This window comes from Streptomyces sp. NPDC007346, from assembly GCF_040703535.1.
Lineage (GTDB): Bacteria > Actinomycetota > Actinomycetes > Streptomycetales > Streptomycetaceae > Streptomyces.
The window spans coordinates 23,624-46,018 of record NZ_JBEYKR010000005.1 but is presented as its reverse complement, the minus strand read 5'-3'; the positions used below and the strand labels follow the sequence as shown (position 1 = coordinate 46,018).

The following is a 22,395-nucleotide window of genomic DNA, read 5'->3' as shown; positions in this document are numbered from 1 at the left end:
GTCGGTGCGGTGCGGCGTACGCGGTCCGGAGCACTGCTCCGGACTCCGATCGCCGCTCTCCTCACCACCCTGCTCGCCGCCTCGGCGGTCCTGCTCGGGGCGGGCGGCGCCCAGGCCGCCGGGTACCGTTACTGGTCCTTCTGGGAGGGCGACGGCAAGAGCTGGTCGTACGCCACCCAGGGCCCCTCCCTGGTGCGCCCCGACGACGGTACGGTCCAGGGCTTCCGGTTCTCCGTCAGCGAGGACTCCGGCGACGCCGACCGGCCGCGCCACGCCCCCGACTTCGAAGCGATCTGCGCGTCCACCCCGGCGAAGGACGGCTCCAAGCGGGTCGCCCTGGTGATCGACCCCGGTACGGCCGAGGATGCCCCGGGCGGGGAGCAGCCGCCCGCACCGCGCACCGTCTGCGCCCAGGTCGCGCCGGACGCCAGCAGCGCCGAGGCGCTCGCCTCGGTCGCGAAGCCGCTGCGGTACGACAGCAGCGCGATGATCTGCGCGATCTCCGGCTACCCGAGGTCGGGCTGCGGCGAGCAGGTGTCGGGGGACGGTGATGCCGACGGGAGCGAGAAGCCGTCCGCCACCGCCACGGCCACCGCCTCGGACGACGGAGGCGACGGCGGCGACGGAAGCGACAGCAGTGGCAGCGGCGGTGGCCCCTCCGCCGGTCTCCTCGTCGGCATCGGCGCCGTCCTGCTGCTCGGCTTCGCCGCCGTGTTCCAGGCCCGCCGACGCCGATGACGCACGCCCCGGGGACGGCCCGGCTGCTCCGGCGTGCCCTGCACGCGCCCGAGGCGGGCCGCTCCAACGCGCTGCCCGCCGGGGCGTGGTGGCTGTGGGCGCTGGGGCTGGCCACCGCCGCCTCCCGGACCACCAACCCGCTGCTGCTCGGCCTGCTGGTCGGGGTGGCGGGGTATGTGGTGGCGGCCCGGCGCACGGACGCGCCGTGGGCCCGCTCCTACGGGGCGTTCATCAAGCTCGGGCTCTTCGTCGTGGCGCTGCGCCTGGTCTTCTCCGTCTTCCTCGGCTCGCAGATCCCGGGCTCGCACACCGTGCTGACGCTCCCCGAAGTACCGCTGCCCGACTGGGCGCAGGGGGTGCGGATCGGCGGCCGGGTCACGGCCGAGCAGCTGGTCTTCTCCCTCTACGACGGGATGAAGCTGGCCGCCCTGCTGATCTGCGTCGGCGCGGCCAACTCCCTGGCCAACCCGGCCCGGCTGCTGAAGTCGCTGCCCGGTGCGCTGTACGAGGTCGGGGTCGCCGTCGTCGTCGCGATGACGTTCGCGCCCAACATGGTCGCCGATGTGGTCCGGCTGCGCACCGCGCGACGGCTGCGGGGGCGGCCGACCGGCGGCGTCAAGGCCGTCGCGCAGATCGGGCTGCCGGTGCTGGAGGGGGCGTTGGAGCGGTCGGTGGCGGTGGCCGCGTCGATGGACGCGCGGGGGTACGGGCGCACCGCCCAGGTCCCGCCCGCCGTCCGCCACACCACCGACGTCCTCACCCTCGGCGGGCTGCTCGGGGTGTGCGCCGGCACGTACGGGCTGCTGGCCGCGCAAGGGGCGGTGTACGGGCTGCCGGTTCTGCTGGCGGGGCTCCTCGCGGCGATGGCGGGGCTGCGGCTCGGCGGGCGGCGCTCGGTGCGCACCCGCTACCGCCCCGACCGGTGGGGCCCACGGGCCTGGCTGGTGGCGGGGTCGGGTGCGGTGGTGGCGGCCGCGATGATCTGGGCGGGCGCCGCCGATCCGGAGGCGCTGCACCCCGGGGTCGTACCGCTGACCGCGCCCGTGCTGCCGCTGTGGCCGGCGGCGGCCGTGCTGGTCGGGCTGGTGCCCGCGCTGGTCGCCCCCCTGCCGCCGTCCACCCGAAGCACCCAGGGCGCCCACGACCAGGCGCATCGCACCAAGGAGCAGGCGTGATCAGGTTCGAGCAGGTCTCCGTGCGGTACGACGGGACGGACCGGCCCACCCTGTCCGGCGTCGAACTCGCGGTCCCCGAAGGGGAGTTGGTGCTGCTCGTCGGGCCGTCGGGGGTCGGCAAGTCGACGTTGCTCGGTACGGTCTCGGGGCTCGTCCCGCACTTCACGGGCGGGGTGCTGAGCGGTCGGGTCACGGTGGACGGGCGCGACACCCGCACCCACAAGCCGCGTGAACTGGCCGACCTGGTGGGCACGGTGGGGCAGGACCCGTTGGCCCACTTCGTCACGGACACGGTCGAGGACGAACTCGCGTACGGCATGGAGTCGTTGGGCCTGGCGCCGGATGTGATGCGCCGCCGGGTGGAGGAGACGCTCGATCTGCTGGGCCTGGCCGAGCTGCGTGACCGGCCGATCGCGACGCTGTCGGGCGGCCAGCAGCAGCGGGTGGCGATCGGTTCGGTGCTGACCCCGCACCCCAAGGTGCTGGTGCTCGACGAGCCGACGTCCGCGCTGGACCCGGCGGCGGCCGAGGAGGTCCTCGCGGTCCTGCAACGACTGGTCCACGACCTGGGGACGACCGTCCTGATGGCCGAGCACCGGCTGGAGCGGGTGGTGCAGTACGCGGACCAGGTCGTCCTGCTGCCCGCGCCGGGCGCCGCCCCCGTGATGGGGGCGCCCGCCGGCATCATGGCGATCTCGCCGGTCCGGCCGCCGGTCGCGGAGCTGGGACTGCTGGCGGGCTGGGACCCGCTGCCGCTCTCGGTGCGCGACGCCCGGCGCGGGGCGGGCGACCTGCGGGCCCGGCTGGCGTCGGCCTCGCCGCCCGCGCCCCCGGAGCCGTCCGAGAGCGTGCCCGTCGCGCCCGCGACCGTCTCCCCCGGCCCCCGCCCGGGGCGCCTGGCCCGGCTGCTGGGTCGTACGAGGGCCGTGGAAGCGCCCGCCGCCGATCCGGTCACCCGGGTCGAGTCGCTGAGCGTGCGGCGTGGCCGGATCGAGGCGCTGCGGCGGGTGACGCTCACCGTGGCGCCGGGCGAGACCGTGGCGCTGATGGGCCGTAACGGGGCCGGCAAGTCCACGCTGCTCGGCGCGCTGGTCGGCATGGTCGAGCCCACCTCCGGTTCCGTACGCGTCGGCGGCCTGGCCCCGGCCCGTACCGATCCACGGGACATGATCCGCCGGGTCGGCCTGGTCCCGCAGGAGCCGCGCGATCTGCTGTACGCGGACACGGTGGCCGCCGAGTGCGCCGCCGCCGACCGGGACGCGGGCGCGGACGAGGGCACCTGCCGGGCGCTGGTCTCCACCCTGCTCCCGGGCGTCGAGGACTCCACGCACCCCCGCGACCTCTCCGAGGGCCAGCGGCTCGCCCTCGCCCTCGCCCTGGTCCTGACGTCCCGCCCGCCGCTGTTGCTGCTGGACGAGCCGACCCGGGGCCTGGACTACGCGGCGAAGGGGCGGCTCGTCGGCGTACTGCGGTCGCTGGCGGCCGAGGGCCACGCGATCGTCCTGGCCACCCACGACGTGGAGCTGGCGGCGGAGCTGGCCCACCGGGTGGTGATCCTCGCCGACGGGGAGGTCGTCGCGGACGGCCCGACCGGTCGCGTGGTGGTCTCCTCCCCCGCCTTCGCCCCGCAGACGGCGAAGATCCTGGCCCCGCAGGAGTGGCTGACCGTCTCCCAGGTGCGCGCGGCGCTGGAGGCGGGGGCGTGAGCGGTAGCGGTAGCGGAGTGGACGTACGGGTGCGGGTCGCGCGGCGGAAGGCGGGCCGATGAGCGACACAACGGCGGTACGGGAGCAGGTGCGGGCCCCCCGGCCCGTGCGGCTCGGGCCGAAGTCGGTGGCCGCGCTGGTGCTGGTCAGCGCCGTCGGCGTGGTCGCCTTCGGGTGGCCGCTGCTGGCCGGTGCGGGGTCCGGGCTCGCGCACGCGCAGGACGCGCCGTGGCTGTTCGCGGCGCTGCTGCCGCTGCTGGTCGCGGTGGTGGTGGCGACGATCTCGGAGTCCGGCATGGACGCCAAGGCCGTCGCCATGCTCGGCGTGCTGGCGGCGGTCGGGGCGGCGCTGCGCCCGCTGGGGGCGGGCACGGCGGGCCTGGAGCCGATGTTCTTCCTGATGGTGCTGAGCGGCCGGGTGCTCGGCCCCGGCTTCGGCTTCGTACTCGGCTCGGTGACCATGTTCGCGTCCGCCCTGCTCACGGGCGGGGTGGGGCCGTGGATGCCGTTCCAGATGCTGTCGATGGGCTGGTTCACGATGGGCGCGGGGCTGCTGCCGGGCCCGGACCGGCTGCGCGGCCGGGCGGAGCTGGCGATGCTCGCGGCCTACGGGGCCGTGGCGGCGTTCGCGTACGGCACGATCATGAATCTGTACGGGTGGACGATCATCCCCGGTCTCGGCTCGGGCATCTCGTTCGTCGCCGGCGACCCGCTCCACGAGAACCTGGTGCGCTTCCTCGCCTACTGCGCGGCGACCTCGCTCGGCTGGGACCTGGGGCGGTCGGTGCTCACGGTCGTCCTGACGGTGACGGTGGGCCCGACCCTGCTGAAGGCGCTGCGCCGGGCGACCCGGCGGGCGGCGTTCGACGCGCGGGTGGGGTTCGAGACGTCGGATGCGGGGGCGGCGGCCGGCACTTCTGCCTCGGCAGGTCACCGGCCGTGATGGGGATCGCCCGCGCCTGAGGGGCGCCGGGACGGCGCTTCGGTGGCGTCCCGGCACCCCTTCGGGCCACCGCTCGCGGGCCGCTACTTGCGGTCCACTGCTTGCGGTGCACTGCTTACGGGCCGCTGCTTGCAGGTCCGCTACTTGCCGCCGACCTTCTCGGCCACCTCGGCCGATGTGCGCGCGGAGACGACCTTGGGTGCGGCGGGCGACCCCGCCTGTTCAACCGGTTGCGTCGGCTCCACCGCTTCAGCCGCCTCAGCAGGTTGCGTCAGTTGCGCCGGTTGCTTCGGTTGCTCCGTCCGCGCCGGTTCCGCCGTCGGCCGCTCCTGCTCGGGCGCCAGCTTCCGGGGCCCCGACAGGAGATACGTCAGCCCGAAGCCCAGCGCGACGACCAGCGCACCGCCGGCCGCGTCCAGCACCCAGTGGTTGGCGGTCGCCACGATCGCCGCGATGGTGAAGAGCGGGTGGAGCAGGCCGAGCGCCTTCATCCACAGCTTCGGGGCCAGCATCACGATGACCACACCGCACCACAGCGACCAGCCGAAGTGCAACGACGGCATCGCCGCGTACTGGTTGGTGACGGTGGTCAGCGTCCCGTAGTCGGGCTTCGCGAAGTCCTGCACCCCGTAGATGGTGTCGGTGAAGCCGAGGCCGGGCATGAGCCGGGGCGGCGCCAGCGGGTAGAGCCAGAACCCGACGAGCGCCAGCAGGGTGGCGAAGCCTATGGAGGAGCGGACCCAGCGGTAGTCGGCGGGGCGGCGCGCGTACAGCACACCGAGGATCGTGAGCGGGACGATGAAGTGGAACGTGACGTAGTAGTAGTCGAAGAACTCCCGCAGCCAGGTGATCTGTACGACGGTGTGGTTGACCCAGAGTTCGATGTCGATGTGCAGCCACTGCTCGATGGCGTGGATCTGCCGGCCGTGCTCCTCCGCGATGGGGCGGCCCGCGGTGGCGGCGAGGCGGACCTGTGCGTACGCGGAGTAGACGACGCGGATGAGCAGGAGCTCCAGCAGCAGGTTGGGGCGGTGGAGCACCCGGCGCCAGAACGGCAGGAGCGGGACGCGTCTCCAGCGCGCGGCGACCGGTTCCGCGTGGGCGGTGGGGATCGGCCGCTGCCAGTACGGCGAGGTGCGCAGCAGGAACGGGACGAGGCAGGCCGCGCCGAGCGCCGTGAGGAGCAGCGCGTTGTCCCGTACCAGGACGACCACGCCGATGTTCGGGAGCAGCATCTTGGCGGGGAGCGTGACGACGAGCACCACGACGGCGGGCCAGACGAGCCGGTCGGAGGCGCGCTTGCCGACCTTGCCGACGACGGCGAGGAGCACCCACAGGAGCTGGTGCTGCCAGGCGGTCGGTGAGACGGCCACGACGACGCATCCGGTCACGGCGACGGCGAGGAGCAGCTGCCCGTCCTGGGCGTAGCGGACCGCGCGGCGCACGCCGATGACGGTGACCGCGGCGGCGAGCACGAGGAACAGGGCGATCTCCGCGGGCCCCTCGAAGCCGAGCCGGAGCAGCGCGCCGTGCAGGGACTGGTTGGCCAGGCTGTCCGGCCGGTCGCCGAGCCCGGCGCCCGCCGCGTGGTGCACCCAGTACGTCCACGAGTCCTTCGGCACCACGGCCCAGGCGGCGGCCGTGCAGAAGCCGAAGACGGCCACCGAGGTCGCCGAGGCCCGCCGCTTCCCCGTCAGCCAGAGCAGTACGGCGAAGAGCAGGAGCGTCGGCTGGAGGGCGGCCGCGAGGCCGACGAGAAGGCCCTGCAAGCGGTGGTCCCGGGCGACGAGGCAGGCCAGCAGCACCAGGAGGACCGGCAGGATGCTGGTCTGGCCGAGGTGGAGGGTGTTGCGGACCGGCAGCGACAGCATGAGCAGGGTGATCGCGACGGGGACCGCGAGCAGCGCCGTACGCCGGGCGACCGGTGCGGGCAGGGCGCGGGCGGCGACGACGCCGAGAGCGGCCACCAGGAGCAGGGAGCCGAAGGTCCACGCTATGCCGAGGGACGCCTCGGCCGAGGCGGTGAGGGGTTTCAGCACCAGACCGGCGAAGGGGGTTCCGGTGAACCGGCCGCTGTCGTACAGCGAGCCCGTCACGTGCAGGACGCCGTTCTCCCCGATCCAGGTCTCCAGATCGGTGAGCCGTTCCCCGGGAGGCTGCCGCAGCACCACCGCCATCTGCCGTACCGCCAGCACGGCCACGACCAGCCAGAGCAGGGCCCGGGTCAGCCCGGTCCTCGTCTCCACGTCCGCCACCGCGTCACCGCGCACACTGTGATCCGCATTTGCCACGCTGCGCCGACCCTCCCACCGTTCCATGCCCCGCCCCTTCGACTCGGGGCGGTGCGGGATGAAGCCTCGCATTGCCCTATGAGGTAGACACAATCAACCCCCTCTTTGCCTGACTGTCATCATGCTTCCGTCCGGAGGAATGTCCGTACGGAACGACGATCAGCCGTTCGTTCATGGGGGGGGCGGCCGGAGGCGTCGGGCCGGGTCGGTGGTCGGTCCACGGGTGCCCTCTGCACGTAAATCACATCGCCCTGCGGCCCGCGAGGGAGCAAGAATGCCCCCATGACCTGGACCGTGACCTGGACCATGACCGCTGAACGATTCGACTCCCCCGACGCCACCGCGCTGCGCCGCGACTACTACGACGAGGTCGCCAGCCGCTACTGGCAGCGGCCCGCCACCGACGCGGAGATAGCCGAGGGCCTCGCCGACGACGGCGCCGACCTGCTGCTGCCGCCGACCGGCCAGTTCGTCGTCGGCCGCCACGAGGGCAAGGCCGCGGGCTGTGCCGGGCTGGTGCTGACGGAGGAGGCCGTGCCGGGTTCGGCGGAGCTGACGCGGGTGTACGTACGCCCGGCGTTCCGGTCCACGGGCGGCGGCGGGCTGCTGCTGGCCGCCATCGAGGAGGAGGCGCGGGCGCTCGGGGTGCGGCTGCTCCGGCTGGACACCCGTCTCGACCTCGTCGAGGCGCGCGGCCTGTACGCGAAGCACGGCTACGAGGAGGTGCCGGCCTTCCACCGGCGCAACCCGTACGCGGAGGTCTGGTTCGCGAAGGAGCTGTGAGGGGGGTCTGAGGGGCCTGCCTGGGGGGACCGAGCCTGTCAGTGCTGGTGGGCGGGAGGGCCCCGGTGGTCCCGGTGGTCGGAAGGGCCGCGGTGGTCCCGGTGGTCCGGGACGAACTCGGCGGTCCGGGATGAACTCGGCGGTCCGGACGGCGCCGGTGGTCGGGGGCCCCGGTGGTCGCGGCGGCCCGGACGGCCCCGGCGGTCCGGGGGCTACCGGTGGTCCGGGCCGTCCCGGTGGTCGAGGTCGTGGTGCCGGTCCGCCGCGTGGTCGCGCGGCGGCGCCGGCATGTGCGGGCGCTCCTTGCTCGACCCGCTGACCTCGGCGGTCAGCTCCGCGACGAGTGTGACCAGGTCGGTGGGGCGCTCGGGCCCCCACCAGTCCCCCAGCAGCTCCGCGAGGGAGTCCTCGCGGGCCTGGGAGAGCCGTACGACCGCCTCGCCCCCCGCGTCGGTGAGAATCATCTGGAGCCCCTCACGGCGGGCCAGTCCGCGCTCCTCCACCTGCCGGGCCGCGTCGGTGATCACGCGCAGCGGTACGGGGGCCACCTCGGCGAGCCGGGCGGGCTCGACGGTGCCGTGCCGCTTGATCCGCAGCAGCAGCCAGCTCGCCGCGGGCAGCAGGTCGTACCCGGCGCGCGCGGTGATCTTCTCGTAGATCTCGCGGCGCCCCTCCCGGGTGGCGAGCACCGACAGGGCGCGGGCGCACTCGTCGCGCGAGGAGCGCTCCACCGGGTTCGAGGCGAGTGTCTGGCTGGTGTCGGGGGCGGTCACCGAGCCCCGGAGCTTGTCCTCCTTGAGGAACCAGGCCAGGACGAAGGCGATGAGGACGACCGGGGCCGCGTACAGGAAGACGTCCGTGATGGAGGTGGAGTACGCGTCGAGGATCGAGGGGCGCAGGTCGGCCGGGAGCATCTGGATGGACCGGGGGTCGGCCGCCAGCCGGTCGGCGTCGACGCCCGGTGGCAGGGACCGGCCCGCGAGCGCGCTGTCGAGCTGGCCGGTGAGCCGGTTGGTGAAGACGGTGCCGAAGATGGCCACGCCGAACGAGGCTCCGATGGAGCGGAAGAACGTCGCACCGGAGGTGGCGACGCCCAGGTCCTGGTAGGAGACCGCGTTCTGCACGACGAGGACGAGGACCTGCATGACGAGGCCGAGCCCGGCGCCGAAGACGAAGAAGGAGAGGCTCATCTCCCAGGTGGAGCTGGCCGGGGAGAGCCGGTGGAGCAGGAACAGGCCGACGGCGGTGAGGGCGGTGCCCGCGAGGGGGAAGACCTTCCAGCGGCCGGTGCGGCTGACGAGCTGCCCGGAGCCGGTCGAGGTGAGCAGCATGCCGAGGACCATCGGCAGCATGTGCACACCGGACAGGGTGGGCGTGATGTCGTGGACCACCTGGAGGAACGTGGGCAGGTAGGTCATCGCGCCGAACATCGCGAAGCCGACGATGAAGCTGATCACGGCGACGAGGCTGAAGGTCCTGATCCGGAAGAGCTTCAGCGGCAGCACCGGTTCCGCCGCCCGCCGCTCGATGACGACGAACACGATCAGCAGCACGACGGCGAGCACCGCGAGCACGATGATCTGCGCCGACGCCCAGGCCCAGGTGGTGCCGCCGAGGGACGCCACGAGGATCAGGCAGGTGGCGACGGAGGCGATGAGGAAGGTGCCGAGGTAGTCGATCGTGTGCTTCTCGCGGTGGACCGGGATGTGCAGCACGGCCGCGATGACGAGCAGCGCGACGACGCCGATCGGCAGGTTGATGTAGAACACCCAGCGCCAGCTGAGGGTTTCGGTGAAGAACCCGCCCAGCAGCGGCCCGAGCACGCTCGTCGCCCCGAAGACGGCACCGAACAGGCCCTGGTACTTGCCGCGTTCGCGCGGTGTGACGATGTCTCCGACGATCGCCATCGAGAGCACCATGAGCCCGCCGCCGCCGAGCCCCTGGAGGGCGCGGAAGCCGATGAGCTGGGGCATGTTCTGGGCCATGCCGCAGAGGGCCGAGCCGATCAGGAAGATGACGATCGCGGTCTGGAAGAGCTTCTTGCGGCCGTACTGGTCGCCGAGCTTTCCCCAGAGCGGGGTCGCGGCGGTCGCCGCCAGCAGGTAGGCGGTGACCACCCAGGAGAGGTGGTCCAGTCCGCCGAGTTCGCTGACGATGGTCGGCAGCGCCGTGGAGACGATGGTCTGGTCGAGTGCGGCGAGCAGCATGCCGAGGAGCAGCGCGCCGATCGCCACCAGGACGGTCCGGCGGGACTGCCCTTCGCCGGGGGCCATCGGCTGCGGGCTCAGCTGCTGGGCCATGGGCATCTCCTCGATCCGTTGATCCACTACACCCCCATCCTGGCCGTTCTGCCCCGTTATGGCCTGCCGAGCGGCGTTCCTCCCCCGCCGGGCTCCGGCGGGGCACGGGGGGAGGGCATTGGGCTTCGCCGGAGCGGGCTGCATAATCGCAGGCAGCTCAAGGGAGGGGACCCACGATGACCGGACACGCATGCCCGGAGTGCGGCAGACGGACGGCAGGCGAGCCCGGCGCGGAGCACCGGGTGCCCTGCCGGTGCGGTACGGATACGGGCACGACGCGGCTCACGGGGGACGAGCTGCGCGCCGCCCGCTCGGCGGAGATGGCGGCGGCGGAGGACTTCGACCCGCTGCGGATCAGGCCGTACGTGACGCTGGGGAACACCTCTGCGGATGACGGCGACTCGGCGGAGCCGGCTGGTGCCGGTGGGCTGGCTGGCGCAGGTGGGGCGACCGGTGCCGGTGGGACGACCGGTGCCGGTGGGCCGGCTGGTGCCGGTGGGCCGGCTGGTGCCGGTGGGCCGGCTGGCGCGGGTGGGGCGACCAGCACAGGTGGGCCGGTCGGCGTCGGTGGGCCGGCGCAGGGCCCGGTGGACGACGCGGCCACCACCATGCCGCTGCACCTGGGCGGCGCCCCGGGGGCGGGACCGGTTCCGGGGCCGCCGGGCACGGGCCCCCACGCGGGCCTGGGCACGGAAGCCGGTACGGGCCTGGGCGCGGGCGCCGATTTCCGTACGGGCATGGGTACGGGCCCCGGCGCGGGCACACCCCCGCCGGCGGACGAGAGCCGACGGCGTACCGCGGCCATGGGCGCGGGCCCCGACTTCGGCGCGGGACCGGCCTTCGGGGCGGCCCCCGGCACCTCCGACCCCGTGCAGCCGCGCCGCAGGCGCCCCCTCGCGGCCCTCGCCGTGGGGGCGGCCGTGGCCGCGGTGGTCGGCACGGCGGCCTTCGCCGGGGGGCTCTTCGACCGGGGCGGGAGCCAGGACGAGGCGCTGCCGGAGGCGACCACGAGCGCCCCGGACACCGCGGACGAACCGGCCGCCTCCGTCGCCCCGTCACCCTCCTCCCCCTCGGCCACTCCGTCCCGTACGGCGTCGGCCTCGCCCACCCCCTCGGCCTCCGCCTCCCCGTCCGCGTCCGCATCCGCCTCCGCCTCGCCCTCGGAGAGCACCGCGCCGAGCCCGACCGCCTCGGCCCCGGCGACACCGGCCCCCGGCACCCCGTCCGCCTCGGCGACCGGCGGCGCGCCCCCGCCGTCCGCCGCGCCGCCCGCGGAGCTGGCCCCCTCCTCGCTCCAGCGGGGCGACCACGGCCCCCAGGTGGCCGTTCTCCAGAACCGGCTCAAGGAGGTGTGGCTCTACCACGGCCCCTCGGACGCGAACTTCAACGACCGGGTGGAGAACGCCGTACGGGTCTACCAGTCGTACAAGGCGATCCAGGGCGACCCGGCCGGTGTGTACGGGCCGAACACCCGCAGCGCGCTGGAGGCGGAGACGACCGGGCAGGGACGTGGCTGACCTGGCGCGCCGGGCCCGCGCGCGAGGGTGGACCCGCGGGATTGGCTTTCCGGCCCAGGTTTTTGTATGTTCGTGGAACAAAGTAGCTCCCGCCCGCACTCCCTGACCGGCGGGCGGGGCTGCTCTTGTACCGCACCACCCTTCCCCGCGCCCTGGAGCCAGCACATGTCGGCCACCGTCCTCACCGCACGCGCCCTCCTGCTGGACATGGACGGCACCCTCGTGAACTCCGACGCGGTCGTCGAGCGCTGCTGGCGCCGGTGGGCCCTCAAGCACGGACTGGACCCCGAGGCCGCCCTCAAGGTGGTCCACGGCCGCCAGGGGTACGCCACGATGGCCGTCCTGCTCCCGGACCGCCCCGTCGAGGAGAACTACGCGGACAACCGCGTGATGCTCGCCGAGGAGACCGCCGATGTCGACGGCGTGATCCCGATCGGTGGCGCCGCCGCGTTCATGGCCGCCATCGCCGACCTCCCGCACGCCCTGGTGACCTCGGCCGACAGCGCCCTCGCGGCAGCCCGGATGGGCGCGGCCGCACTGCCGATGCCCGCCGTCCGCGTCACCGCCGAACACGTCGGCGCCAGCAAGCCGGACCCCGAGGGCTTCCTCAAGGGCGCGGTGGAGCTGGGCTTCACCGCGGCGGACTGCATCGTGTTCGAGGACTCCGAGGCGGGCATCGCGGCAGGCCGGGCGGCCGGGATGCGCGTGGTGGGCGTCGGCCCGCGCGCCGCGGCCCTGTCGCCCGACGCCCACGTCGAGGACCTGACGCAGGTACGGGTGGAGGCGGTCGAGGACGGCTCGATCCGCCTGCACATCAGCGCGGCCTGACCCCCTCCGGCTCACCTCGGAGCCTGACCTCCTCTGGCCCACTTCGGAGCCTGACCTCCTCTGGCCCACTTCGGAGTCTGAGCCCCTGACCCACTTCGGAGTGGGTCATTCCTGGCGCGGCATCGCAGCGGGTCACTCCCGGCGCGGCATCGGAGCGGGTCACTCACGGTGCGACACCCCGCCCCCACCCGGCTGACACCTCGCCACCTCTCGGCACACACCGACGCACCCCGGCACACTCCCGACTCGCCACGACTCACCCCCGCACGCCCCCGGCGGACCCGCCGACCGCACAACTCCCCCCGCACGCCCGGCGGTCGGTTCGCCCCCACGCGACCTGTCACACCCCTTGATGTGACGTGCACATGTCGTCAGGCTGTTACCTGGTGCCCACCCCGCGGAAACCTGGCGCCGCCACGCTGACCGGGCTCCACATGCCGCCCGTCCAAGCACCCCCCACATCAAGGGAGTTCGCATGTTCGGTATCTACGCGCGTCGCTCAGCCGTCGCCGCCGCAACCGCCACCCTCGCCGCCACCTCCATACTGCTCACCGCCCCGACCGCGCAGGCCGCCCTCCCCACTCCGGTCAGCGCGGCGACCGCACGCACCTACCTCGGCCAGCTCACCGTCAGCGCCGAGGGCTCGTCCAGCGGTTACAGCCGCGACAAGTTCCCGCACTGGATCACCCAGTCGGGGACCTGCAACACCCGCGAGGTGGTCCTCAAGCGCGACGGCACGAACGTCCAGCAGGACGCCTCCTGCGCGGCGGTCAGCGGCAGTTGGTACTCGCAGTACGACGGCGCCACCTGGAGCGCCGCCTCCGACGTCGACATCGACCACGTGATCCCGCTCGCCGAGGCCTGGCGCTCCGGCGCGAGCAGCTGGACCAACGCCCGACGCCAGTCCTTCGCCAACGACCTGACCCGCCCCCAGCTCATCGCGGTCACCGACAACGTCAACCAGTCCAAGGGCGACAAGGACCCGGCCAAGTGGATGCCGCCGCGCGCGGCGTACAAGTGCACCTACGCCCGCGCGTGGGTCCACGTGAAGCACTACTACGGCCTGAACGTGGACTCGGCCGAGAAGAGCGCACTGCAAACGGCACTGAACGGCTGCTGAGCGACGCCCTCCCACCGCTCACCGGCCACCGGCCACCGGCCGCCACCCTCGGGCCACTGCTCACCGGCCACCGGAACCCCTGTGCCCTCCCCCGCCGTTCTGTACGTTACGGAGCCCATCCGTGACGTAGACACGAGGAGGGCACGACATGGCCGGACTGCGGCTGGGGCCGCTGCTGCGGTACGTCGACTGGGAGTCCGGCTCCACCGCGACCGTCTGGGTCGAGGCGAGCCGTCCGTGCACCGTGGAGGTCCGGTGCGCGGACGGCGCCTCGGGGACGTCCCCGACCTTCGCGGTGGCCGGACACCACTACGCCCTCGTGGTCGTGGAGGGGCTGACGCCCGGCACCACGACCGCGTACGAGGTACGGATCGGGGAGCGGCGCGTCTGGCCGCCCGCAGACTTCCGCCTGCCGCCGAGCACCATCACCACACCTCCGGTGGAGGCGAGCGCGGACACGAACACAGTCACGAACACGGGCACGAGGGCCCACACGGCGGCCGACACGGGGTCAGCCGCGTCAGCCGCGTCAGCCGCGAGCGAAGGCCGCAGCGTCCGGATCTCGTTCGGCTCGTGCCGCTGGGCGGCCTCCCCCGGCGACGGGCACGACCCGGCGGGCCCGGACGCGCTGGTCACCCTGGCCGCCCGCCTCGCCGCCGACCCCGCCGCCGAACGCCCCGACGTCCTCCTCCTGCTCGGCGACCAGGTGTACGCGGACGAGACGTCCGGGGCGACGCGGCGCCGGCTGGCGGCCCGGCGCGACCTGCGCGAGCCGCCGGGCACCGAGGTCGCGGACTACGACGAGTACACCTGCCTCTACGACGAATCGTGGCGCGACCCCGAGGTGCGCTGGCTGCTCTCCACCGTGCCGAGCTGCATGATCTTCGACGATCACGACGTCATCGACGACTGGAACACCAGCGCCGCCTGGCAGGAGCGGATTCGCGCCACACCCTGGTGGCACGAGCGGATCGTCAGCGGACTGATGTCGTACTGGGTCTACCAGCACCTGGGGAACCTCTCCCCCGCCGAACTGGCGGCCGATCCCCTGTACGCCACGGTCAGGGCGTCCCCCGACGGTACCGAGGCGCTGCGCCGCTTCGCAGCGGAGACCGACGCGGATCCGGCCCGGACCCGCTGGAGCTACCAGCGTATTTTCGGCCGAGTACAACTGCTGATGGTGGACACCCGGGCGGCCCGCGTCCTGGACGAGGGACGCCGGGCGATGCTGGACGCCGACGAGGCCCGCTGGCTCCGCGAGAGGGCGCTGGAGGACCCCGCCGCGTACGACCATCTCCTGATCGGCAGCTCGCTGCCGTTGCTGCTCCCCCCGCTCGTCCACGATGTGGAGACCTGGAACGCGGCCCTGTGCGCGGGAGTTCGCGGCGGCCGCTGGGCTCGCTTCGGAGAGAAGCTGCGCCGGGCGGCCGATCTGGAGCACTGGTCCGCGTTCCCCGATTCCTTCGACACGTTCACGGAGTTGCTGCGCCGGGCGGGGAGCGGTCCGAACGCCCCGGCGACGGTATGTGTGCTGTCCGGGGACGTGCACCACGCCTACATCGCCGAGCCGCACTGGCCCGCCTCCGCCCCCGGCGGCGCCCCGGAGACCCGCGTCTTCCAGCTGACGTGCTCCCCCGTGCACAACTCGGTCCCCCGGCCGGTCCGGCTGGGGTTCCGTCTCGGCTGGAGCAGGGCGGGCCGATGGATCGGCCGGCTGCTGACCCGGCACGGGCGTACGGAACCCTCCCCGGTGACCTGGAGCAGGACCGGCGGCCCGTGGTTCGGCAACCAGCTCATGACGCTGACTCTGCATGGCCGGAACTCTGCGCTTACATTGGTCCAGGCCAAGTCCGCTGCCTGCGAGAACCAGTTGGTGAGTGTTCTTGAGCGTTCACTCACCGGTGAAAGGTAGTCGGTTTTCAGACACCTGTCGGGATGTTGAAGTTGCAAGCACTAATGAGGTTTCCCTAACCTGATGCGCTCAGTCGGTTCACGTCCCCACCCAGACCGAAGGAGCCACCCCCCATGCTCATCCGCCTGAACGGGGCCCAGCCCTACGCGCTCGGCCTTTTCCGCTTCGTCATCGGCCTGATCTTCGCCATCCACGGCGCCTCCAGCCTCTTCGGACTGTTCGGCGGTCGCGAGCCGGAGTTCGGAACCTGGCCGGGCTGGTACGCCGCCCTGATCCAGCTGGTCTGCGGCAGCCTGGTCGCCCTCGGCCTCGGCACCCGTGCCGCCGCGTTCCTCGCCTCCGGCTCGATGGCCTACGCGTACTTCGTGGTCCACCAGCCCAACGCGCTCACCCCGGTGGGCAACGGCGGCGAGACGTCGGCCCTCTTCTGCTGGGCGTTCCTGCTGCTGGTCTTCACCGGCCCCGGCGCCGTGGCCCTGGACCGGCTCTTCGCAGCGCGCACCTCGGGGGCGCCCGCCGAGAAGTCCCGGCGCGAGCCCGCCACCGCCGTCTCGGTCTGACACTCCGTACTCCGGGGCCCCGGCACACCCCCACCGGTGCCGACCCGGTGGCCGGGCCTCCGGACGGTACGGTGCCCCGCTCCCCGCGCAACGGTCGCGAGGGCGGGGCACCGTACTACTCCCGTGCTCCGCGCACGTCTAGGACGAGAACGGCACCGTGAAGCAGGCCACGCGCTCCCCCGCACCGCCCTGCACGTCGTGAACGATCACCGACCGGGCACCGCCGTCCCGGAACCCCCAGTCGTGCCGGGCCTCCGCCTCACCGGCCCCGTTCCGGTCGGTGCGGAAGTCCAGCCACACCTCGTTGACCGGGTCCGCGGTGGCCGAGGGGCGGTGCTGGTAGTGCGGTCCCGCCGCCGCGGGGTCGGCCGCACAGGGCGAGGTGTGCACGTGCATCCCGTACGCACGGTTCGGGACGAGGCCCCGGAGCCGGGTGCCGACACGGGTGGTGGTCCGATCGGCGTACTGCGTGACCTCGATCCTCGCGGAGGCCGGCACGAGGCCGGTGTCGTACGTCAGGGCGTCGGACGGGACGAAGGAGCCGGGCGGGGAGAACACCCCGTCGGCCCGCATCCAGAACCCGCCGCTCCGCGAGGCGCCCCCGACCAGCCCGGCCTCTCCGGAACCGGTCACCTGCCCGGAGCCGCTCGCCTCTCCGGTGCCGCTCGCCTTCCCGGAGCCCGCCGCCGCCCCGGTGCCGCTCGCCTCTCCGGAACCGGTCACCTTCCCGGAGCCGCTCACCTCTCCGCCGCCGCTCACCTCACCGGCGCCGGTGCTGTGGGCCGCGTGCCCTTCTCCGTCCGGAACGGGCGTCCCGTCCGGGCCGTCCGCCGCGCCGTGGGCCAGGGAGACCCCGCCGGCGAGGATCACCAGGGCGGTAGCCCCTACCAGCACCCTCCTCCGTACCGTCCTCCCCCGCGCCCGGAACGCCTCTCCTGCCCCCGTCTGTCCTGCCTCCACTGCCTCTGCCGCCTCTGCTGCCCCTGCTGCCCCTGCCGGCCCTGCTGCCCGATCCATCTGTGCCGTCATGTACTGCCGCTCCTCGCTCGTGTCGGTCGTCTTCGCCTCCCTAACGCGCGTACCGCCCGCGAGGTGTACAGGAAGCCGCACAGCATCACCCGACCCTGAGCGATCCGCGCGGAACGCTCACGCGTACGCTGTACAGCTGAACCTGCCGCCCATGCCGCTCCCCTGCGACGTCGCGGCGTTGACACGATCGGGGAGTAAACGGGTGCTTGAGACTGTGGGCGCACTGACCAGCAGCCCATGGATCTACGTGGTGGTCGCCGTCTCGGTGCTCCTGGACGTCTTTCTCCCCCTGCTGCCCAGCGGTGTCCTCGTGATCACCGCCGCCACCGCGGCCGCCGCGGGCTCCACCGGTGTCAACGGCTCCGGTGAGGGGACCGGTCAGGTGCCTTCGCTCGTCGCCCTCATCCTCTGCGCCGCCGGCGCGTCGGTGCTCGGCGACCTCGTCGCGTACCGCCTCGCCTGGCGCGGTGGCGACCGCCTGGACCGGGCCATCGCCCGCTCACGCCGTCTCACCCGAGCGCAGGAACGTCTCGGCGCGGCGCTGAGCCGGGGCGGCGGCGCGCTCGTGATCATCGCCCGGTTCGCCCCCGCGGGCCGCTCCGTGGTCTCGCTCGGCGCGGGCGCCGCCCACCGCCGGAAGCGGGACTTCCTTCCCTGGTCCGCGCTGGCGGGCCTGGCCTGGGCGGGCTACAGCGTGGGGCTCGGCTACTTCGGCGGGCGGTGGCTCGGCTCGACGTGGTTCGGGACGGCCGTGTCGGTTCTGGCCCTGTTCATGGCGGGCGCGCTGGCCGCGTTCGTCGTGAAGCGCCCGGCCGCCGCGCGGGACGCGGCGGCAGCCGCCACGGAGGCGCTCCAGGGCTCCTCCCTGCCCGCGGTGCCGGCAGGTGTCCCCTCCCCCGCCGCCGCCCAGGCCGCCCCGGGCCTCGTGCCCGCCGCCATCCCCGGCCAGGCGAACGCTCCCGCCCCGGTCACGTCACCGGCCCCGGTCTCCCCCTGAGCCGTTCCCCGGGCCGCCGTCCGGGCCGGCCTCCGGGCGGGCTCAGCCCTCGGGGGTGCTCCGGGCGGCCGCGCCGCGTATCTCCAGGCCGTCCAGCAGCTTCATCGTGGCCTCGGTGATCTCGTCGACGGCCCGGTCGAACACCTCCCGGTTGTGCGCGGCGGGTGCACGGAAGCCGGAGACCTTGCGTACGTACTGGAGGGCGGCGGCCCGCATGTCCTCCTCGGTGGCCTCTTCGGGGAGGGCCGGCGGTCGAAGGGTCTTGATGCTGCGGCACATGACTCCAGTGTGGACCGCGCCACTGACAACGGCCCGGCGCCCGCCCACGCCGCGACCGCTGCCCACCCGGTGCCGGTGCCGTCGGCCACGTCAGAGCGCCGGTTCGGAGCGGTCGGTGCACAGGGCCCAGATGATGAAGACGTCGATGGCGATGGTGATGACGGCCCAGATCGGCGTGTACGGGAGCCACATGAACGTGGCGATGAGGTTCAGGGAGACCAGGGCGATGCCCACGGCACGTGCCCAGGCCGCGCCCTTGAGGATGCCCCAGCCGACGAAGAACAGGAGCACGCCGAGGATCAGGTGGATCCAGCCCCAGGCGGTGACGTTGAACTTGAAGGCGTAGTCGTTGATCTCCGCGTACACGTCGTTCGTCGCGATCCCCGCGATGCCCTTGATGACCCCGAGGACACCGTCCACGAGGAGCAGGCAACCGGCGAACATCGTTCCGCCGCCGGCCCACGGGTTGCCGGAGTCGGCGCCGGGTGCGGCGGGGCGGGAGGTGCCGGGCGTCGGTGTGGCGGGTTGGGACATGGGAACTCCTCGGCCGGGACAGGCGTAGGCGCCTGCGGTCCTGACCTGCGCTGATGGTGCGTGCAGGTCAGCTTCGACGTTCCCTGGGCCCGGTCCGGCCAGCCACTTGGACGCACCCGTTCGGGTGAAGGCTCACCGCACGCTGATGGACGACGTGTCCCTGGGCGCCCAGGGTCCGGGATCACTCCCAGGTGTCGAGGTCGCCGCCGCGCCATTCGATCAGCCCCGGCCGGTCCAGCTCGATGATCTCGTCCGGCCCCGGCGCGAACCCCGCGGCCCGCAACAACGCGGCCACCTCGCCCCGCCCGTGCGCCAGCCCCACGATCTGCCCGTGCACCGTGACTCGCCGCCCTCCGGTCGCGGAGGGCGGATAGACGATCACAGGCGGGTGCGCGGCCATGTCTCCACGGTGCCCCGGGGGCCGCGCGAGCGCATCCCGGGAGGGGTCCCTCTCCCCGTTCCGTTCCCGTCTTTGCCTGCCCGCACCCGCAGGGCCGCCACCATCGCCCCGCCTCTTTCCGGCACCCATCAGGGAGTACGGGCCCCGGCACGGTCCGGGGCGGTCGATCAAGGCGTACGGCAGACGCGTCCGCCGACAACGGAGGGGAAGGCCGGTGACCACTCAAGGGGTCGAGGTCACGGCGCGGTGCAACGATCGGGACGGGGCTGACGCCGAGCGGCCCGGAGTACATCTCCACGGACCCGGCCGGCCCGCTCAACGGCGGCGGTCCCCCCGGCCATCGGCACAGCGGACACAGGCCGTAGCCGCCGGCCGCACCTCCAGCCGGGCGGCCGGAATGGGCTCGCCGCACCCCTCGCAGAGCCCGTAGCCGCCGGTCTCCAGCCGTTCCACGGCCAGGTCCAGTTCTGCCAGGTGCTCACGCGCCTGGGCCAGCAGGGCGGCGACATGCGCCCGCTCGAACGCGGTGCTCGACCCCTCGGGGTCGTGCTCGTCATCCACGGCCACCAGGGCGTTCGCCTCGACGATGGCCTCGAAGTCACGGCTCAGCGCCGCCATCCGCCCGCTCGTGTCGGCGTGTTCGGCGACCAGTCGCCGCCGTACCTCTTCGTGCTCGGGCAGGGCCGACGGGTCACCACGTGGGTTCTCGGTCACTCACGCCACAACGCCGGACCGGGAGCGCCCATTCCACCGCGCCCCCCATCGGCGGATCCGCCGCCCCCGGATCCGCCGACCCGCGATCCGTCGGGCCGCCGTCCCTCCACCCCTCTACGAACCCTCACTGAAGCGGACGGACCAGGCGTAGCCGCTCAAGGTGTCGTGCGGGACCTTCCGGACCTCTCTGACCTGGCAACCGTCGTGGGCGTACTTGAGCGCGAACCGGTCGAGACGCTGCGCGTCGGTGAGTTCCTCCATGGACAGCGGTGCCCCGACCACGAGGTCCTCGTGCAGGGTCACATCGGTTGCGGAGCCGTCCGAGCAGGCCGAGCAGTGGTGCGTTCTGGGTAGGGCCATACCCCCAGTGTGCGCCCCAGCCGGCAGCTCCGTTCACCACGGAGCCGGGCGGACAGGAGAAGAGGCGGTCGGACGGTCGGGAAGAAGGAGCCGCCGGACGACGAAGGTCCCGGCCGCAGCGGCCGGGACCTTCGTCGTTTCACTGGTGGGCGCGGGCAGTTTCGAACTGCCGACATCTGCTTTGTAAGTTCGATCTGACCGACTCGCTCGCTCGCAATCTCGGAGCTGCCAGAGCTGTGTGGAGGTGTGTACGGCTGCCGCGATCCACAGCCGTTGATGTCAGCGACGGATGTCAATGCCTGGCCCGGCTGACGCACTGCCAGCGGTAGGGCAGACGGGGCGACGCTGAGCTAAGGGGGCCGACCGAAGCTCAGGAGGCACGGTACTCAGGTCGCTAACTTCGAAGGGGCGAAGAGACATGGGGACGGACCCGAGCCGCTGCTGGCTACCCACAGATCGCTGTGCGGAGCCTCTCAGCTTTGGCTGCAGCGATAAGGGTCGATCATGCAGGTCGGTGCCGGGCCCCGGGGGGCCACCACGTGTGCGGCCGGCGCTGGTTGCGATGATCCGCCTCTGCACGGCGGTGTGGGTCAGCGCCAACCCCGCTTCACCCGCCTGATTCCGCTCGAAAGCTCGTCGGCGCACGGCCGCGACAGCTAATGTTGCACCGGTGTCATCGGTGTCCGACGCCAGAGACGACGCAGAGGAGTAAAAGTGCAGGGCAGCGCCCCCCAAACATTCACGATTGCCGAATTCCTTAAGTGGAATGACGACGGCGAGTTGAATCTAAATCCAATATTTCAACGGGGACCCGTCTGGGCAAGCCCTGCACGCAGCTACCTCATTGATTCAATCATTCGCAGCTACCCGGTCCCTAAACTCCTCCTCCGAACGAGCATCGACAGGGACACAAGGCGCACGATTCGGGATGTAGTAGATGGACAGCAGCGCTTGCGGACAATCATTGATTTTGCGGCGGGAAAGTTCGCCTTGACCTCAAAGGCATCTGAGTACAAGGGCTACCGATATGCCGACCTGAGCGACGACGAAAAAGACGCATTTCTCGCATATAAGCTAACCTGCGAGCAGCTAATCAATGCGAGTGACGATGACGTGCTGGAAGTATTCCTCCGAATTAACTCGTACGCCGTCCCGGTGAATGGCCCAGAGCTCAGGAATGCGCGGTTTGACACAGAATTCTCGTCTCATGTAAAGCAACTTTCACATGCAGTGCAGCACGTCTGGCGACTTGGGACTATCTCTTCACGGGACCGCGTTCGCATGGTAGATCATTCGACGGTTGCAGAGCTGCTTGGTTTCCTCATCAATGGCGTAACCGAAGGAGCCGACTCAAACATTACCCGCCTCTACGAGGAACAAATGACTACTCCCGCCGAAGAACTCCCCGACGAGGCGACCTTCGTGGATATTCTGACTACGGTGGAAGATCTTCTTGAGGATTTCCCGGGAGAAGCAATCGTAGCTAGGCCGCAGTTCCTGATGTTGACTGCGGCAGTCATGTACGCGAAAGGAAAGCTGCCGGCGGGACGGCTGGACTTTAGCGAAATCGAGCCACCCACGGATATGCTGAAAGATCGAACCAAGATCATAAAGGCAATTGAAGATCTCAATATTGCTATCGCCACGCCAGCCGAAGATCTCGACCCCCGCGCTCTGCCCTTCATTGAGGCTCGTTCGTCGAGCCAACGCATGAGTAGCCGACAGCCGCGTTTCGAGTTCTTCTGCCATGCCCTTGCAGGGAAGTCCTTCTACGACCTTTAAGGATGCCGGGTGCCCCAGTCCCTAAAGGCGTTCAGTGTAGATTTCTCTCAAGAAGCGGATGCAATTGAAGCCGCCTTCCATTCGAGCAGCAATTGCAGCCCCATCGCTACTTATAAAGTTCCCTACATACCAGCCGTCGAGGGATGCATAACCTCGTTGTGGGATGCCTGGGGAAGGTTCAACAGGGCAGTCTTAATCGCTAGCGCAGGCGGAGAGGTGCTGGGAATTTCCGGCACCTCATACGTTCCGAGAGTCAGGCGGACAGAAACACTCGCTATTCGACAGCTAGCGATCGAATCTCGCTATCAAACAAATAGAATAAAACTTTCCGGCGGGGAGCCCACGTGGTCAGGCCCGGAGATGTTGCACGACATTTGTCACACTCTCGGCGTAGCATCCAATCATCCCCTGCTCCCCGCCGTGACAT

General features: G+C 71.9%; 20 protein-coding genes. 12 read left to right on the top strand and 8 right to left on the bottom strand.

The genetic code is table 11. The features are described 5' to 3' along the window. The first annotated feature begins 9 nt into the window (after positions 1-9). From AB0917_RS02960 to AB0917_RS02945, 4 genes are read left to right on the top strand one after another with little or no spacing between them, the layout of a single operon-like run. A complete protein-coding gene (locus tag AB0917_RS02960; RefSeq protein ID WP_366817672.1) occupies positions 10-738 on the top strand; it encodes an SCO2322 family protein in 729 nt (242 codons plus the stop codon). Then, positions 735-1,913, top strand: coding sequence for an energy-coupling factor transporter transmembrane component T (locus AB0917_RS02955; protein WP_366817671.1), 1,179 nt, complete (start codon positions 735-737; stop codon positions 1,911-1,913). The genes AB0917_RS02960 and AB0917_RS02955 overlap by 4 nt, the downstream gene beginning before the upstream one ends. Continuing rightward, positions 1,910-3,619, top strand: coding sequence for an ATP-binding cassette domain-containing protein (locus AB0917_RS02950; protein ID WP_366817670.1), 1,710 nt, complete (start codon positions 1,910-1,912; stop codon positions 3,617-3,619). The genes AB0917_RS02955 and AB0917_RS02950 overlap by 4 nt, the downstream gene beginning before the upstream one ends. A 58-nt stretch (positions 3,620-3,677) precedes the next feature. Further along, entirely contained in the window at positions 3,678-4,562 is an 885-nt protein-coding gene (locus tag AB0917_RS02945; RefSeq protein ID WP_366817669.1) for an ECF transporter S component, read from the top strand. A 140-nt stretch (positions 4,563-4,702) separates the two neighbouring features. Here AB0917_RS02945 and AB0917_RS02940 read toward each other — a convergent pair whose 3' ends face one another. Next, positions 4,703-6,880, bottom strand: a complete 2,178-nt coding sequence (locus AB0917_RS02940) for a phosphatase PAP2 family protein (RefSeq protein WP_366817668.1) — start codon at positions 6,878-6,880, stop codon at positions 4,703-4,705. 267 nt (positions 6,881-7,147) lie between these two features. Here AB0917_RS02940 and AB0917_RS02935 point away from each other — a divergent pair, with 267 nt between their 5' ends. Beyond that, positions 7,148-7,636: a GNAT family N-acetyltransferase gene (locus tag AB0917_RS02935; protein WP_366817737.1), complete on the top strand. Its 489-nt coding sequence runs from the start codon at positions 7,148-7,150 to the stop codon at positions 7,634-7,636. 212 nt (positions 7,637-7,848) lie between these two features. On the opposite strand, the gene AB0917_RS02930 is transcribed toward AB0917_RS02935, so the two are convergent. Beyond that, positions 7,849-9,936, bottom strand: coding sequence for an MFS transporter (locus AB0917_RS02930; protein ID WP_366817667.1), 2,088 nt, complete (start codon positions 9,934-9,936; stop codon positions 7,849-7,851). A 176-nt stretch (positions 9,937-10,112) separates the two neighbouring features. On the opposite strand from AB0917_RS02930, the gene AB0917_RS02925 reads away from it, so the two are divergent. From AB0917_RS02925 to AB0917_RS02905, 5 genes are all read left to right on the top strand, one after another. Beyond that, positions 10,113-11,453 carry a peptidoglycan-binding domain-containing protein gene (locus AB0917_RS02925; RefSeq protein WP_366817666.1) on the top strand — a complete coding sequence of 447 codons (1,341 nt, stop codon included), beginning with the start codon at positions 10,113-10,115 and terminating at the stop codon, positions 11,451-11,453. A 165-nt stretch (positions 11,454-11,618) separates the two neighbouring features. Next, the gene (locus AB0917_RS02920; RefSeq protein ID WP_366817665.1) at positions 11,619-12,281 is read left to right on the top strand and encodes an HAD-IA family hydrolase; all 663 of its coding nucleotides are present in this window, start codon (positions 11,619-11,621) and stop codon (positions 12,279-12,281) included. 475 nt (positions 12,282-12,756) lie between these two features. After that, complete coding sequence (locus AB0917_RS02915; RefSeq protein WP_366817664.1) at positions 12,757-13,401, top strand: HNH endonuclease family protein; 645 nt, start codon at positions 12,757-12,759, stop codon at positions 13,399-13,401. A gap of 148 nt (positions 13,402-13,549) precedes the next feature. Further along, positions 13,550-15,313, top strand: coding sequence for an alkaline phosphatase D family protein (locus AB0917_RS02910; RefSeq protein ID WP_366817663.1), 1,764 nt, complete (start codon positions 13,550-13,552; stop codon positions 15,311-15,313). 113 nt (positions 15,314-15,426) lie between these two features. Then, positions 15,427-15,873 carry a DoxX family protein gene (locus AB0917_RS02905; RefSeq protein WP_366817662.1) on the top strand — a complete coding sequence of 149 codons (447 nt, stop codon included), beginning with the start codon at positions 15,427-15,429 and terminating at the stop codon, positions 15,871-15,873. 138 nt (positions 15,874-16,011) lie between these two features. On the opposite strand, the gene AB0917_RS02900 is transcribed toward AB0917_RS02905, so the two are convergent. Next, entirely contained in the window at positions 16,012-16,902 is an 891-nt protein-coding gene (locus AB0917_RS02900; protein ID WP_366817661.1) for a superoxide dismutase family protein, read from the bottom strand. A 202-nt stretch (positions 16,903-17,104) separates the two neighbouring features. Here AB0917_RS02900 and AB0917_RS02895 point away from each other — a divergent pair, with 202 nt between their 5' ends. Beyond that, positions 17,105-17,899 (top strand): VTT domain-containing protein, encoded by a 795-nt coding sequence (locus AB0917_RS02895; protein ID WP_366817660.1) that lies wholly within the window; start codon positions 17,105-17,107, stop codon positions 17,897-17,899. Between the two features lie 42 nt (positions 17,900-17,941). Here AB0917_RS02895 and AB0917_RS02890 read toward each other — a convergent pair whose 3' ends face one another. The 5 genes from AB0917_RS02890 to AB0917_RS02870 form a co-directional block, all read right to left on the bottom strand. Continuing rightward, the gene (locus AB0917_RS02890) at positions 17,942-18,178 is read right to left on the bottom strand and encodes a DUF2277 domain-containing protein (protein ID WP_366817659.1); all 237 of its coding nucleotides are present in this window, start codon (positions 18,176-18,178) and stop codon (positions 17,942-17,944) included. A gap of 90 nt (positions 18,179-18,268) precedes the next feature. Continuing rightward, a complete protein-coding gene (locus AB0917_RS02885; protein WP_366817658.1) occupies positions 18,269-18,712 on the bottom strand; it encodes a hypothetical protein in 444 nt (147 codons plus the stop codon). A gap of 181 nt (positions 18,713-18,893) precedes the next feature. Then, positions 18,894-19,112: a hypothetical protein gene (locus tag AB0917_RS02880; protein ID WP_366817657.1), complete on the bottom strand. Its 219-nt coding sequence runs from the start codon at positions 19,110-19,112 to the stop codon at positions 18,894-18,896. Positions 19,113-19,427: 315 nt separating this feature from the next. Beyond that, positions 19,428-19,826 carry a TraR/DksA C4-type zinc finger protein gene (locus AB0917_RS02875; RefSeq protein WP_366817656.1) on the bottom strand — a complete coding sequence of 133 codons (399 nt, stop codon included), beginning with the start codon at positions 19,824-19,826 and terminating at the stop codon, positions 19,428-19,430. A 114-nt stretch (positions 19,827-19,940) separates the two neighbouring features. After that, entirely contained in the window at positions 19,941-20,186 is a 246-nt protein-coding gene (locus tag AB0917_RS02870) for a hypothetical protein (protein ID WP_366817655.1), read from the bottom strand. 714 nt (positions 20,187-20,900) lie between these two features. Between AB0917_RS02870 and AB0917_RS02865 the strand changes: the two genes are divergently transcribed. After that, entirely contained in the window at positions 20,901-21,968 is a 1,068-nt protein-coding gene (locus tag AB0917_RS02865; protein ID WP_366817654.1) for a DUF262 domain-containing protein, read from the top strand. The last annotated feature ends 427 nt before the right edge of the window (positions 21,969-22,395 follow it).

Coding starts and splice junctions, on each gene's coding strand:
- AB0917_RS02890 (WP_366817659.1), bottom strand. CDS start 18,178: ATGTGCCGCAGCATCAAGACCCTTCGACCGCCGGCCCTCCCCGAAGAG.
- AB0917_RS02910 (WP_366817663.1), top strand. CDS start 13,550: ATGGCCGGACTGCGGCTGGGGCCGCTGCTGCGGTACGTCGACTGGGAG.
- AB0917_RS02920 (WP_366817665.1), top strand. CDS start 11,619: ATGTCGGCCACCGTCCTCACCGCACGCGCCCTCCTGCTGGACATGGAC.
- AB0917_RS02925 (WP_366817666.1), top strand. CDS start 10,113: ATGACCGGACACGCATGCCCGGAGTGCGGCAGACGGACGGCAGGCGAG.
- AB0917_RS02905 (WP_366817662.1), top strand. CDS start 15,427: ATGCTCATCCGCCTGAACGGGGCCCAGCCCTACGCGCTCGGCCTTTTC.
- AB0917_RS02900 (WP_366817661.1), bottom strand. CDS start 16,902: ATGACGGCACAGATGGATCGGGCAGCAGGGCCGGCAGGGGCAGCAGGG.
- AB0917_RS02885 (WP_366817658.1), bottom strand. CDS start 18,712: ATGTCCCAACCCGCCACACCGACGCCCGGCACCTCCCGCCCCGCCGCA.
- AB0917_RS02940 (WP_366817668.1), bottom strand. CDS start 6,880: ATGGAACGGTGGGAGGGTCGGCGCAGCGTGGCAAATGCGGATCACAGT.
- AB0917_RS02930 (WP_366817667.1), bottom strand. CDS start 9,936: ATGGCCCAGCAGCTGAGCCCGCAGCCGATGGCCCCCGGCGAAGGGCAG.
- AB0917_RS02880 (WP_366817657.1), bottom strand. CDS start 19,112: ATGGCCGCGCACCCGCCTGTGATCGTCTATCCGCCCTCCGCGACCGGA.
- AB0917_RS02945 (WP_366817669.1), top strand. CDS start 3,678: ATGAGCGACACAACGGCGGTACGGGAGCAGGTGCGGGCCCCCCGGCCC.
- AB0917_RS02870 (WP_366817655.1), bottom strand. CDS start 20,186: ATGGCCCTACCCAGAACGCACCACTGCTCGGCCTGCTCGGACGGCTCC.
- AB0917_RS02955 (WP_366817671.1), top strand. CDS start 735: ATGACGCACGCCCCGGGGACGGCCCGGCTGCTCCGGCGTGCCCTGCAC.
- AB0917_RS02915 (WP_366817664.1), top strand. CDS start 12,757: ATGTTCGGTATCTACGCGCGTCGCTCAGCCGTCGCCGCCGCAACCGCC.